The sequence below is a fragment of the Butyrivibrio sp. XPD2006 genome (genome assembly GCF_000420865.1).
GTDB lineage: Bacteria > Bacillota > Clostridia > Lachnospirales > Lachnospiraceae > Butyrivibrio.
On the sequence record NZ_ATVT01000016.1, the window covers coordinates 1 to 13,705 of the forward strand.

A 13,705-nucleotide genomic window follows, 5' to 3' on the forward strand; every position below is an offset into this window, starting at 1 on the left:
CTCCGTTCGACTTGCATGTGTTAGGCACGCCGCCAGCGTTCATCCTGAGCCAGGATCGAACTCTCACGTTTAAATAAGTTAGTTCAATTCCAGCCAGAACTAAAACGTTAGCTTTTCGTTCTGTCCGTTATTACTTTTGGTTTGTTTCTTCTGAATAATTCTCTTAGAATTTTTCAGGGTTGCATTACTGTTTATTTGTCAAGGTGCTATAATTATGACCCTTACTGATTGCGTAAGGCAACGCAGAAGGAGGGATTTGAACCCTCGCGCCGCTATTAACGACCTGCACCCTTTCCAGGGGTGTCTCTTCAACCACTTGAGTACTTCTGCAAAATAGTTGATACACAATAACTTATATTGTTGTAGCAGCGTGTTCATAATTAAGCGGAGCGAAAGGGATTCGAACCCTTGTGGCGTTGCCGCCAAACGGTTTTCAAGACCGCCTCGTTATGACCGCTTCGATATCGCTCCGAGTTAACTTACCACTATGTCTCAGATAAGATAACGCTCTGTTTGAGTTGCTGTGGCATCTCGCGCAGCGCAAGATTTATATTAACAAAGCAGGGGGTAGATGTCAACAACATTTTTCAAATTTTTTCTTTTATTTTATAATTTATCAAATAAAAAACATGCTTTGTAACAAAATAACAAATATCAAACAAGAGAATTGTAGATATTTACTAGTCTTTCCACGCTGGCACTGCTTGAGTAATTTTCTTTTACTTTTTTATAAGCATTCACTCTGAGTTTATCGGCAAAATCATTGTCTTCCATAACCCTCAGAATAGCATTTTTCAGCATTTCAGAGCTTTTTGGCTCAATAAGTACACCGTTTTCTCCGTCAGTCACTACATCAGGAATACCGCCGACACGACTTGCAACAACAACACAACCGCCCGCCATGGCCTCCAGAACTGAAACAGGAAAGCCTTCATAATATGACGGAAGTACGAAGATACCACATTCGCTGAGGTATTTCGCCTTGTCTTTTCCCGATATCCATCCTAAAAACTCAACGAACTCGTTACCTTCTATCTTCTTTCTGTAACTCTCGTCCTCGTAAATTCCACCTATACAAAGCCTTACATTCCTGTTGAGTCTGCCGACCTCTTCAACTGCGTTCAAAAGCTCGTCCATACCCTTATCCTTACAGATACGTCCCAGAAAAAGCAGTTTGTTCATATCTCTGCCATCAACGAGTGTATCCGCAAAGCCGTCTTCACTATTAACAGCAACACAGTTAGGGAAAACACGGATCTTACCTTCATCTGTAAGCCCGGAGAAGAACTCCTTCCAGAACGGCGTCAGCACCAGCATAGCATCAGGCATATCAAGTATTCTGCGCAGGTACTGTCTTCTCTTTTCACTTATCTGATTCTCAAAGTAATTGACAAAATCTCCGCCGTGCTGATGAAGCACGATCTTCTTGTTATGACGATAAGCTGCTCTTATAAAAAAAGACTTCCTCATAATACTGCTGTCGGAAGATGCATTGACATGCACAACGTCACACCATCCGAGAGAGCATAAAAACTTAAAGTAAGCAGTGGCAGCCACCAAAAGCTTTTTGCCCCTGCTTCCCTCTTTCATGGTTCCTATATATTTGAGGTCGACCCTTTTATCCAGGCCGGCCTCATAGTAGTTGTTGACAATAGCTGAGATTCCGCCGTGAACGCCTCTGTCGGGGCCCACCATCAGAACCTTTATCTTACTATCTGACATTGATAATTCCTTATTTCCTTCCCAGGATTGCCTCTGCAACAGCGATATCCTCAGGAGTCGTTATCTTAATATTGTCGTAGGAGCCCTCTACGAGCTTAACCTTCGTGTCGGTATAATACTCTACAACCATGGCATCGTCAGTAATATTGATACCCTTGGCCATAAGGTCACCCTCTTCACGGTCAAGTCTCTGATAGAGTTCCAGTATCATCTTGTATGCAAAACACTGCGGAGTCTGCACAGTCCACATCAGATTCCTGTCAGGCGTCGATGCTGCAAAGCCCTTTTCATCTGCAATCTTGATGGTATCCTTGGCGGGCATACCTACCACACAGGCTTTATATTCCTTGACTGCCTGAAGTGCTCTCAAAATAATGTCCCTGTTTATGAAGGGTCTCGCGCCGTCGTGAATGAACGCATAATCACAATCTGCAGCTGCTGCCTGAAGTCCGAGCCTTACGCTGTGATATCTGGCAAGTCCGCCCTCAACAACCGCCGTAACCTTGTCAAACTTATATTTCTCAACAATCTCTTTTGTCACATATGGAACATCGCCCCTTGAAACAACCAGTACGATGTCGTCGATGATGCTCTCCTCAAAAGCTTTAAGAGAGTAGTAAATAAGAGGCTTGCCACCGATCTCCATGTACTGCTTCTTAACATCCGACTGCATCCTGCTGCCGGAGCCTGCTGCCAGAACTATCGCAACTGTTTTCATCTTCGTCCTCCAAAGTCTTGCTCCAGCTTATCAAGGCGAGAGGCTCTGCCGTGGAAGCGTCTCTCACGGTCGCCAAGCGGCAGGTTGGGAACTGCGTTCATGTCCAGTCCGAACCTGACACCTTTTCTGTATTCAAAATAAGCCGCAGCGCCTATCATTGCTGCATTGTCGGTACATAAAACAGGACTTGGCCTGTAAAATTCGATATTATTAGCCGCGCACTCTTTTTCCAAAAGCTCACGAAGTGCGGTGTTGGATGCAACTCCTCCGGCGATGGCGAGCTTGTTCATGCCGTACTCCTTGCAGGCACGGATTGCATGTCCCGCAAGAACCTCTACAACAGCCTTCTGGAAGGATGCTGCAACGTCCGCCTGACTGAGCTCCTGCCCCTGCATTTTGGCCTGATTGATGAGATTGAGAACTGCAGACTTGAGTCCGGAAAAAGAGAAATCGTACTCCGCGCCTTCTATCTTGGCCTGAGGGAATGTGAATGCATCGGGATTGCCCTCTCTGGCTGCTTTGTCGATCTTGGGGCCTCCCGGATAACCAAGCCCAATGGCTCTGGCAACCTTGTCAAAGGCTTCTCCTGCCGCATCATCTCTGGTCTGGCCTATGATATCGTACTCGCCGTAATCCTTGACTACCACAAGGTGAGAGTGTCCCCCTGATACCACGAGGCACACAAACGGAGGCTCAAGCTCTTTATTCTCAATGAAATTGGCACTTATGTGGCCCTCTATGTGATGGACGCCGATAAGTGGCTTGTTTTTGGCAAAAGAGATTGCTTTGGCCGCAGAAACTCCCACCAAAAGTGCACCTACAAGTCCGGGCCCGTAGGTTACAGCAATGGCATCCATGTCGTCCAGAGTAAGACCCGCCTCATCAAGTGCAGCTCTGATGCATCCGTTGATCTTCTCAACATGCTTCCTGGAAGCGATCTCGGGAACAACTCCGCCATAAACAGTATGGAGCGCGATCTGGGATGAAATGATGTTGGAGAGAACCTCCCTGCCGTTTCTCACTACCGCCGCAGCCGTCTCGTCGCAGGAGCTCTCAATGGCTAGGATTGTCACATCCCCGTCACGTCCGGTCTCTGCTGCCTTTTCATCATTCTCTTTTATCGACATGAAGATCACGCCGTCGTTTTCTACATTCTTGTCTATCTTCATAATTTATCTCTTTAATCCGCCGCCTAATTTAACGAGGGCTTCAGCCTCTTTTTGTCTGTTGGCGCTGTTTACGTTTAGAAAATCAAGATCGTCCTTGCTGGTGATCTGAGAAACTTCTGTGATGTCAGTAACATCTCCCGGATGGAATAAAATCTCCATGTTTGAAAGTCCCTTGTCTGCCAGAACATCTGCTGCCGCAGGGATGCACTCTTTTACATTGTCATAAAACATGTGACCCGAGAGCATGACACCCATGAAAAACTTCTTCTCAACGCCAAGGCGTCTTAATGTCTCGTTATACTTACGCTCGTTGCGAGCGGCAAGGGTATTCAGAACCAGAACCTTCACAACGTTGATAGGCTTTATTCCCTTGATCTTGCCTGAAACCTTGCGATAAACGTTAAGGTCCTCTCTGGGGAATCTGATATATGAAACCTCCAGGTTATTCTCCCTGACTACATCCATCATCGCGTCAAAGATCAGCGGAAGCATGTGATAATGTACATGGCCGTCCAGTCTGAACTTATCATCATTCATGTACTGTCTGCAGGCCAGGATCTGAGCTTCCACTTCGCGCCTTATCTGGCGATAATAAATTCTGCGAAGTACCGGCACCCAGCCTATTAACAAAAGCTTTGCAAATCCGACATTGAAATTGCCGTCGCTGTCGGTAAGTCTGGAGGCTTTGACCCCGGTAAGAGGCTGTCCCTCCACGAAATTTATATGTACTGTCACAAAGAGCTTCTTCCTGATGTCTTTTATCGCATCCATGCACTCAGCAAGATACGGGCTGTTTGGCATGATGCTGATGCCATTCAGCGCTCCGTTGTGGTAACAGTCAATTATATGCTGACTCTGGGTTCTGAACATCCCATAGTCATCTGCGTGGTATTCTATCATTTCTATTCTTCTTCCTTGGGCGTCCATCCCAGGATCTTCCAGTTGCCAGTCTCCTGGTCCCTCCTCAGGATAAACGTATAATAATGTGTAACCGTCGGGTTTGTTGCGTTCCTGACGTTAAAGAGGCAGTCAACACTGCACATCTTGCGGCCGTCCACAGAGACCTCCTCAGGCTCTTTTGCCTGAACAACATAGGCCGGAATTGAGTACTGCTGGGCCTTTCTGCTGTTGACCTCTACCTGTATGGCCCCCGCGAAATTCACGTTGTTGGCCAAAAGTTCCTCGTCCATAAGACCCTGAAGAACCGCTATCATTGCGTCTCTCTGATCCTCGTCGTAGGTTTCCCTGTACAGAGTCTGCATGATCTTGGCGTAGAGCTCAACGACTTTTCTGGCGCTGGCGGGATAGGTTTTCTCAAGATTGGTGGTCGTGATCTCATCAACGACTGTGATCGTATAGTCCTCATCCTTGGCCGGCTGTCTCTTGGTTCTTGTGAGCATAAGATAAACTCCCAGAATCACCATCGCTCCGAGAACAATAAGTACAACCGATTTAATTATCGCTGATCCAACACTGCCTTTTTCCATGTTTCCTCTTTCCGCCGGCACAGGTCTGCCGGCCTTTAAGTTTATTCAGTGAATCTAAGGGTGCAGCTTCGGCCGTCCTTGGCTGCAATAGTGTTTGGAAAAATCTTCTTGGTATCCTGCATGAACTCCATGGGGTTTACCAGTGACGGGCTGTAGTGGGTAAGCCACATCTCCTTTACCTTGGCGTCACTTGCCATTCTGGCTGCCTCGTAGAAGGTCATGTGCTTGTATTCCTTGGCCTTTTGGAGTTTGTCTGCCTCGCCGTACATGCCCTCGCAGATGAATAGATCTGAATCCGCTGCATTTCTGACGATGCTGTCCGTCGGCCTTGAATCCGTGCTGTAGGTGAGTTTAATGCCCTTGCGTTCCTCCCCCAGAACCATGTCGGGCGTGTAGGTGATACCGTCATCTGTCACAATGGTCTCACCCTTTTGGAGGCTGTTCCAGAAATCTCTGGGAATTCCCTTCTCCTGAGCTGCCTCAACATTGAACTTGCCCTGGCGTCGCAGGTTCATGGTGTATCCGTAGCATGTAATATTATGATTAACCTTGAAGGCTGTAATCGTAAATTCAGGCATTCCTTCCAGGTCAAAAGACATCTCGTCTCCGGTAATCTCTTTGAACCTGATCTCAAAAGGCAGCTCCGGTGCTATGACGCGGAGGCTGTTTACCACCTTCTCAAGGCCCTTGGGCCCAACCATCAAAAGAGGCTCTGTGCGCTCCGCATTGCCCATGGTCAGCAGCATTCCGGGAAGTCCCGAGATGTGGTCCGCATGGTAGTGCGTAAAGCACATAACATCGATGGGTTTGGCGCTGAGGCCCTTTTTCTTCATGGCAATCTGTGTTCCCTCACCACAGTCGATGAGGATGCACTTGCCGTTATATCTCACAAGAAGTGCTGTGAGAAGTCTGTTTGGAAGCGGCATCATTCCGCCGGTTCCAAGTAAGCAAACATCTATCATTTAATTCTCTTCTCTCTTCCAATAAATCACTGCGTCGTCCTTGGGCTCGTCATAGAATCCCGGGCGCACGCCTTCGCTCTTAAATCCAAGCTTCTCATAAAGCCTTATGGCAGGGGCGTTCTGGGCCCTTACTTCCAGAGTGTAGTCCTTGATGCCGATGCCGCGGCCTCTCTCAAGGAGCTGCTTGACCATCTTGTAGCCGCAGCCTTCCCTGCGGACATCGCCCGATACGGAGACGTTGGTGACTTCGCCCTCGCCGGAGATATTCCGAACGCCGCACAGTCCAACAATCCTGCCGGCCATCTCAGCCACCAGGTAAACTGTATCATCTCTAGTCATGGCGTCAAGGAGCTGTTTCTGTGTCCAGGCCTCCTTGCCAAGATTTATCTGTTCAAGCTTCCAGGCATCCTCAACATCCTCGGCTGTCATCTGCCTTATGCGGACTTTGCCGGGAGTGTTGCGAAGTGCTGCTTTTTTCTCAGAAAGATTTCCGGAATCCGATTTGTCTTTTTCCAGAGATTCACGCTCTGCCTGGGAGAGGCGAAGGTAATCCGGAGCAAATTCATCAGCGGAAACCGTAATACCATCTGCAGCATATTTAACAGCAAGGGCAGCAAGTGAAGCTGCGCTCTGTCTGTTCATGTGGAGCGGCGCAACTGTGAAAGGCACTTTAAGGCCCTGCTCGAGCTTGTCATGGTAGACAGGGATTCCGTCACCAAGGAGCACCACGCTCTTGCCGATGCTGTTGAGCTCAGTGATGATATCGTCAATGGAAGCAGCGTACTGTTTTCTGATCACGCGCATGTCGAAGCCCTGCTCAAAGCTCTTTTCCTCGGTAGGACTGGGCACGAAGGTATAGATACCGGTGTAGACCTGATTCCTTCTGGCGTCCATCATCGGGCAGATTATCTTCTCATTGCCGTAGAGATTGTAAGCCAATGCATCCACAGTGGGAACCGGGATGATGGGCTTATCAAGTGCCAGTGCAAGTCCCTTGGCCGTTGCAGAGCCTATCCTGAGTCCGGTAAAAGAGCCGGGTCCTTTGGCCACTGCGATGGCATCGATGGTGGAAAGATCAAGTCCTATCTTCCTCGCCATGTCGTCCAACATGGGCATCAGAATCTCTGAATGTGTTGTTTTGTGTTGGATCGAAAACTGTGCTTTTAAAATGTCGCCGTCAGAGATGGCAACGGTAGCAACCAGTCCCGATGTGTCTATTGCTAATATCTTCATATTTACGCATTCCTGTAATTATTATGGTTTAGTGCCTGGTCATGGTGATGAGCCTGTAATCAAAGCCCTTTTCAAGGTTCTTTTCAATCACAATCTCTGTGTAATGCTCGGGAAGCAGCTCCTCAATGAGGTTAGCCCACTCAATAAAGCAGACTCCATCGCCGTAGAAGTAGTCCTCATAGCCGATCTCGTCCATCTCGCTGACATCGCCGATCCTGTACACATCGAAGTGATAGAACGGGATCCTGCCCTCGTCATAGACCTGAAGGATCGTAAAAGTGGGAGAACTTACAGGTCCCATGATCCCGAGTCCCGCAGCCACGCCTTGTGTCAGCACGGTCTTGCCAACGCCGAGGTCTCCGATCAATGTGTAGACCATTCCGGGCGTTGCGCTCTCTCCGATCCTCCTGCCAATCTCAAAAGTCTCTTCCGGGCTATTTGTTTCATGTCTGGTTACGATTTCCATAATTACCCCCGTATGCACAAACTAAACCAACTTTATGATACCACAAAAAGGGCGCCGCGGGTAGATTCCGCCACGCCTGGTGGTATGCGTTATGTAGTTGTAATGTATTATGCCTCTTCTGCCTTGGCTATTCTCTTGCGAACAGCCATAGGAGTTGTCTTAAGGATAGGGCTGAGCTGCTTGTAAACAAGGAATGTAAGCACGCTGTCAACTGTTCCCTTTAAGAGGTTGAACGGTGCAACACAGATTGCACAGAATGTGAATACGTCTGTTACTGCTGAATTGATAACTGTTCCGGCCTGAACGAAGTAGCTGACATCAACGCCGTATGCGATGGCATATGCAGGAAGCAGGAAGAAAGCATTGAGTGTGGATCCTACAAGTGCGATGCAAAGAGTACCTGTGATGCAGCTGATAAGAGCTACCTTTCTGGTCTTCTTGAATCTGTAGATTACTGTTGCAGGGATAACAAAAGCTGCTCCAACGCAGAAGTTTGCGATCTCGCCTACAAATCCCGGTGTAGGTCCCTGGATGAGAACATTAAGTGTGACCTTGATGAACTCGATCATAACCGCAACCATAGGGCCTGCAGCGAATCCACCGATCAGAGCGGGAATATCGCTGAAATCGAATTTGTAGAATGATGGTGCGATTGGAAGCGGGAACTCAAGCAGCATGAGGACAAAAGAGATAGCGGAAAAGACACCGATGATGGCGATCTTTCTGGTGCTGAACATAGCCTCTACTGTTCCGTTTGACTGAAGCTCCTGCTTACGTGCGAGCCTCTCGGCGAAATATGCGATGACAAATGCTACCACGATAAGCAGCAAAAGTGCGGCAAAACGCCCGGGTGCTCCTGCAATGTTTGTGATTGTTTCCTTTAAGTTGTTCATTTTTCTCCTTCTTTCTCATCGGGTTTTGAATTATTTGATTTGAAGGAGAGATAAAGTGGGAAAATTGTTGGACTGCCATCATTCTACACTAAACTCGTGAAAGCATCGTTAAGTGAAAATGACAGGCTCACATGGCCTCGAAAGAACCTCGGCTCATGTTCTGCACTTCTTCTCTCATCCAGACTTTACTGTCGGTTTTGGAATCTAACCAAATCGGCTGCATGATTACTCAAGCAGTTCGCGGACTATACCGCCGGTTGGGAATTTCACCCTGCCCCGAAGAATTATTATTTACCAGCTAATAGTATAACTTGCACATGGTACTGTCAAGGATTTATAATTATAACATACATGTACGATTTGACGTAAATTTATGAGGGACCATGAAGAGAGTACTTACTAAAAAACTCTTACCCGGAATGATTCTGGCCAATGATGTGTTTACATACGATTCCCACACCAAGCTCATGGATAAGGGAACCGTTCTCAACGAAAAAGACATTGCCAGACTTGCATTCTATTCTATAATCGACGTACTTATTGAGGATGCCCCTGCAGAAGAGACAGTTCCACCAAGAGCTTCTGAGACAGGGCTTACTTATTCTGAGCGTTTAAGGCAGTCCGAAGCCTTCAAGGAATTCAAACACGATTTCGAGGAGTGCGCCTCCAAGTTTGAGCACACCATCGGTGATATCCTGAAAGGCAACGAAGACCTTGATCTGGATGAGATGATGACTCCGATCTATTCTCTCATCAGTCAGGGCAGGACCACCTCCAACATCTTTGATATGCTCCACAACTTAAGGTTATACGACGATGCTACATATACACACTGTATCAACGTGGCACTCATTACGAATATTATCGCCCAGTGGCTCAAGTGGGATGAATCAGAAGTAGAGATTGCTACTCAGGCAGGTCTTTTCCATGATATCGGCAAACTCCTTATTCCGGATTCCATCATCACCAAGCCCGGAGCGCTGACAGATGACGAATTCTCACTGGTCAAGACTCACCCACAGAAGGGGTATGAAGCCATGAAGAACCTGAGCATCAGTGCCCATGTCAAGAACGCTGCGCTGATGCACCACGAAAGATGCGACGGAACAGGATATCCGCTCAGACTTCGCGGTCCGCAGATCGATAAATTTGCCAAGGCTGTAGCCATCGCAGATGTCTACGATGCCATGACCAGTGCCAGATACTACCGCGGTCCGATCTGTCCGTTCATTGCAATTTCAATGTTTGAAGATGAAGGCTTCCAGAAATATGATCCTGAGATGATCCTTTCCTTCCTTCACAACATCGTCAACACATATCTTCTCAACACCGTGCGCCTTAATACAGGTGAAGTCGGCGAGATCATATTTGTTAACAGTGCAAATCTCTCCAGGCCGACAATCAAGGTGGGCAACGATTACATTGATCTGTCGAAATGCCCCGGCGTCTATATTCAGGAGATCATATAAAAAATGCCTGGCATGCTAAGCATGTCAGGCTATTATTATGCGTTCTTAAGTTTAAATTTCTGGATATCCTTGTCCTCTTCAACCTTCTCGATCTGAGCGCCGAGTCCGCGGAGCTTGATCTCAAAGTCCTCATATCCTCTCTCGATATACTTGATATCCTCAATTGTTGAGTAGCCTTCAGCAGTAAGGGCTGCGATTACAAGTGCTGCACCTGCACGAAGGTCAGGAGCTGAAACTGTCGCTCCGGTGTATCTCTCAACACCCTCGATAATAGCTGTGCTGCCTTCAACCTTGATGCTGGCTCCCATTCTGGTGAGCTCATCAACGTACTTGAAACGGCTCTCAAAAATACTCTCTGTAACTATACTGATACCACTTGCAAGGCCCAGAGCCACTGTAATCTGTGGCTGCATATCTGTGGGATATCCCGGATATGGCAGTGTCTTGACGTGTGTGTTCTTAAGTCTTCTTGTAGCCACAACTCTGATCTCATCGTCAGACTCGTGGATCTGGCATCCCATCTCTACAAGCTTGGCAGTGATGGACTCAAGGTGCTTGGGAATTACATTCTTGATGGTCACATCACCCTTGGTTGCTGCTGCAGCCACCATGAATGTTCCGGCTTCTATCTGATCGGGAATAATGGTGTATTCTGTTCCGTGGAGCTTCTCAACTCCTCTGATACGGATGACATCTGTACCTGCACCCTTGATATTGGCTCCCATACTGTTGAGGAAGTTGGCAATATCTACGACATGAGGCTCCTTGGCAGCATTCTCAATGATGGTCTTGCCCTCAGCCATAACTGCAGCCATCATGATATTGATGGTAGCACCTACACTGACAACATCAAGGTAGATGTGGCTTCCGACAAGCTTATCAGCCTTGGCATAAATAATACCCTGAATGTCTACCTGGGCGCCAAGAGCCTTAAATCCCTTGATATGCTGGTCAATAGGACGAAGTCCGATATGACAGCCACCGGGAAGTGCAACTCCGGCATCCTTGTATTTGCCAAGAAGAGCACCAAGCAGATAATAACCTGCTCTGATCTTCTTGATATAATCATTTTCAACTGTGTGGCCCTTGATCTGTGAAGCATTGATCTTGACCGAATGTCTGCCGGTACGCTCAACAAAAGCACCTATGCTCTCGATAGCCTGCAGCATTGCATTGGTATCGGAAGCATCCGGCATATTATCTATATAGACAGTCTCATCCGTCATGGTTGCAGCAGCCAGGATTGCCAGCGCAGCGTTTTTGGCACCGCCGATCTCGACCTCGCCAACCAGGGGATTTCCGCCCTTTATCACGTATTTTTCCATAGGTATCTCTCTTTTTCTTCTTGAACAAATATTAGTTATACCACAATAATGTGTATTTGTAAAACCGATAGTTTAGTTCAAGTAATTCAGCGGGTTCACCTGACTTCCGCCAACCAAAATCTCGAAATGAAGGTGAGGTCCCGTAGATACACCCGTATTTCCTGAGAGAGCAATTCTCTGTCCCTGAGAAACCGACTGTCCGACTGAAACCAGTACCTTGGACAGATGTCCGTACCTGGTCTCCCTGCCGTCCGGATGCCTGATATATACGCAGTATCCGTATCCGCTTCCCCAACCGGCTCTCGTAACAACACCGGAAGATGAAGCAACAACAGAAGTACCGACAGGAGTAGCCCAGTCAACACCCTTGTGGTAGGAGCTGGCTCCCTTGGTGGGACGATTTCTTTTGCCAAATCCGGATGTAAGTCTTCCGCCGGAAATAGGCTTGATATATGTAGGTGGAACAATGGTTCCTCTCTCGACAATCTTGGGAACAGCCTTGTAGGTGATCTCTTCCTTCTCGATCTCACGTCCCACTTCGCTGTTATCCATATATGAAACCAGAGCGACAACCTTTCTGTGACCGGCCGACGGCTCCTGAAGGACCTTGGTCTGAGTTGTGTACCAGCTGTCGTTGTCAACGTACTGGATCTCCGCCTCGTAATCCTCCTCATAGTATTCCTGTAATGTATAGTTAACCGAGAGCTCAGGCTCGGGAACAGTAACGATCAGGTTATCCTGTACCCTTATCATGGTACGCTCGCTCTCCAGCTGTTCATTCATATTAACAAGATCATCAACAGTAAGGCCGAACTTCATGGCGATGGATCCGAGAGTATCTCCGGACTGAACCTCGTAGATCTGGTTTGTTTCCTTGTCCTTGGTCACATCGTCGATGGCTGTTGCCAGGTCGGTTATCTCGCTGTCGGGAAGGTAACTCTCCACGATCTCAACCTTATCAGCAAAGTCCATGCTCATAAGGCCAAGGTCATAGTCCGAGAAGTCCTTGTCGTAGGCAAGGGGCTTGGCTTCATTGACAACCTGTGTCAGCCACGCCTGAAATCCCGCCTGGGGCATACTGTTCTCTGCGATCTCTTCTTCCTTTTTAACCTCTTCCTTGCTTAAAACCTGAGGTGTAAGGACATTAACCTCACGGTCTGTATCAAGCACGAGGTTCACATCATAAAGGCCCTCGGTGTCATAGTTTGAAAGAGCTGTAGAAAGCAGCTTCATTACGTCATCTATGCTTGCGAGGTTTACTGCGAACTCGTTGATCTTGATGGAATAAGATCTGTTGAGTGTGCTTCTGATATTAGCCTTAAGTACAGCCTCCATCTCTTTTGACATGGAAGATACATTATCCACGGTTCCAAAGAGAACGTTGCTGCCTTCTATGGACAGGTCGGCTTTGGCAAGAATCAGCTCGTCATCGGTTGCGGAAACGCTTCTCCTGGCGTCTCTGTATGCCTCGTACGCATCCTCCTCAGAGCCTGCTATTCCTACCACTACATCATTTAGTTTTACGGTAAAAATGTTATCGCCGCCCTTTTCGAACCCTACAAAGCTGGGCATAAACAGAATCCAACATATGATTATCACAAGAGCTGATTGTAAGAACCATACCTTGATCTTTCGGCGAAAAACTGTATTGCTGAAACTCATTTATAAAACACCTAAAATTCTAAGAATATTGATAACCAGGTCTGTGCCTGCCACTAAAAGTGTGATTATCACAAGAGGAAGGACTGCGTTGTTCTTGCCTTCCACGGCAACCTGAACAGCCTCTACCTTGTGCTTAACATCCTTGAACTCCTCTAAGTTCTTGTCCTGGCTCTTTTCAACTACGGCCTGGACGTTTCTATATACCTGTACACCTACATCGTGCACCTGGGTCTCACTCTGCTCGAGTCTGTCTGTAAGAGCAGCTACTGTTTTGCCGGTTTCCTGAATAGAAGCTCTTGCATCCTCTATGGCTGCTCTGTGCTCCTTCTCATTCTGACGGAGTTCTTCGAGCTGGAGTTTGAACTGCTCTGCCTCCTGCTTGGTGCGCTCGGCTTCCATAGCCTCAGCCTGTGCATTGGCTTTTATGATCTCCTGTGCACCGATCTTCTCTGCAAGCTTGTCCATAAAGTTATCCACGATTTTTCCTCCCAACATTTCCGCTTACTCCTTTGATGTTAGATCCACTGATGTTTTATCCACATAAGCTTAACATTTATTATGCAATATATACAAGAAAATAATGATTGACTGAATTTTAT

The 13,705-nt window shown here is 47.4% G+C and carries 13 protein-coding genes, 2 tRNA genes, 1 rRNA gene and 1 riboswitch; of the genes, 1 reads left to right on the forward strand and 15 read right to left on the reverse strand.

Going from position 1 to position 13,705, the window contains the following annotated elements; genetic code table 11:
* The 12 genes from G590_RS0115200 to G590_RS0115255 form a co-directional block, all read right to left on the reverse strand.
* Positions 1-71 (reverse strand): 16S ribosomal RNA (locus G590_RS0115200); the annotation flags it as partial.
* A gap of 170 nt (positions 72-241) precedes the next feature.
* Positions 242-330 (reverse strand) — tRNA-Ser (locus tag G590_RS0115205).
* Positions 331-385: 55 nt separating this feature from the next.
* Positions 386-471: transfer RNA gene (locus tag G590_RS0115210), tRNA-Ser, on the reverse strand.
* A gap of 183 nt (positions 472-654) precedes the next feature.
* Positions 655-1,722 carry a glycosyltransferase family 4 protein gene (locus tag G590_RS0115215; RefSeq protein WP_022766518.1) on the reverse strand — a complete coding sequence of 356 codons (1,068 nt, stop codon included), beginning with the start codon at positions 1,720-1,722 and terminating at the stop codon, positions 655-657.
* A gap of 10 nt (positions 1,723-1,732) precedes the next feature.
* A complete protein-coding gene (ispD, locus tag G590_RS0115220; protein WP_022766519.1) occupies positions 1,733-2,440 on the reverse strand; it encodes a 2-C-methyl-D-erythritol 4-phosphate cytidylyltransferase in 708 nt (235 codons plus the stop codon).
* On the reverse strand, positions 2,437-3,567 hold the full coding sequence (gene tsaD, locus G590_RS19835) for a tRNA (adenosine(37)-N6)-threonylcarbamoyltransferase complex transferase subunit TsaD (protein WP_051142169.1): 1,131 nt from the start codon (positions 3,565-3,567) through the stop codon (positions 2,437-2,439). Before tsaD ends, ispD begins: the two co-directional genes overlap by 4 nt.
* A gap of 45 nt (positions 3,568-3,612) precedes the next feature.
* Positions 3,613-4,509, reverse strand: a complete 897-nt coding sequence (locus G590_RS0115230) for a ChbG/HpnK family deacetylase (protein WP_035763504.1) — start codon at positions 4,507-4,509, stop codon at positions 3,613-3,615.
* Positions 4,510-4,511: 2 nt separating this feature from the next.
* Positions 4,512-5,096 carry a DUF6715 family protein gene (locus G590_RS0115235; protein WP_022766522.1) on the reverse strand — a complete coding sequence of 195 codons (585 nt, stop codon included), beginning with the start codon at positions 5,094-5,096 and terminating at the stop codon, positions 4,512-4,514.
* Between the two features lie 41 nt (positions 5,097-5,137).
* Positions 5,138-6,058, reverse strand: a complete 921-nt coding sequence (locus G590_RS0115240) for a ribonuclease Z (RefSeq protein ID WP_022766523.1) — start codon at positions 6,056-6,058, stop codon at positions 5,138-5,140.
* Complete coding sequence (tsaB, locus tag G590_RS21170) at positions 6,059-7,291, reverse strand: tRNA (adenosine(37)-N6)-threonylcarbamoyltransferase complex dimerization subunit type 1 TsaB (protein ID WP_022766524.1); 1,233 nt, start codon at positions 7,289-7,291, stop codon at positions 6,059-6,061.
* A gap of 28 nt (positions 7,292-7,319) precedes the next feature.
* A complete protein-coding gene (gene tsaE / locus G590_RS0115250) occupies positions 7,320-7,757 on the reverse strand; it encodes a tRNA (adenosine(37)-N6)-threonylcarbamoyltransferase complex ATPase subunit type 1 TsaE (protein ID WP_022766525.1) in 438 nt (145 codons plus the stop codon).
* A gap of 107 nt (positions 7,758-7,864) precedes the next feature.
* On the reverse strand, positions 7,865-8,650 hold the full coding sequence (locus G590_RS0115255) for an ECF transporter S component (protein WP_022766526.1): 786 nt from the start codon (positions 8,648-8,650) through the stop codon (positions 7,865-7,867).
* 162 nt (positions 8,651-8,812) lie between these two features.
* Positions 8,813-8,938, reverse strand: a riboswitch (FMN riboswitch).
* 95 nt (positions 8,939-9,033) lie between these two features.
* Here G590_RS0115255 and G590_RS0115260 point away from each other — a divergent pair.
* A complete protein-coding gene (locus G590_RS0115260; protein ID WP_022766527.1) occupies positions 9,034-10,119 on the forward strand; it encodes an HD-GYP domain-containing protein in 1,086 nt (361 codons plus the stop codon).
* Between the two features lie 35 nt (positions 10,120-10,154).
* Here G590_RS0115260 and G590_RS0115265 read toward each other — a convergent pair whose 3' ends face one another.
* The 3 genes from G590_RS0115265 to G590_RS0115275 all read right to left on the reverse strand — a co-directional run bounded on the left by G590_RS0115265 (position 10,155) and on the right by G590_RS0115275 (position 13,601).
* Positions 10,155-11,444, reverse strand: coding sequence for a UDP-N-acetylglucosamine 1-carboxyvinyltransferase (locus G590_RS0115265; protein WP_022766528.1), 1,290 nt, complete (start codon positions 11,442-11,444; stop codon positions 10,155-10,157).
* A gap of 72 nt (positions 11,445-11,516) precedes the next feature.
* The gene (locus G590_RS0115270) at positions 11,517-13,016 is read right to left on the reverse strand and encodes a M23 family metallopeptidase (RefSeq protein WP_242829788.1); all 1,500 of its coding nucleotides are present in this window, start codon (positions 13,014-13,016) and stop codon (positions 11,517-11,519) included.
* 90 nt (positions 13,017-13,106) lie between these two features.
* Positions 13,107-13,601, reverse strand: coding sequence for a hypothetical protein (locus G590_RS0115275; protein WP_022766530.1), 495 nt, complete (start codon positions 13,599-13,601; stop codon positions 13,107-13,109).
* Between the last annotated feature and the right edge of the window lie 104 nt (positions 13,602-13,705).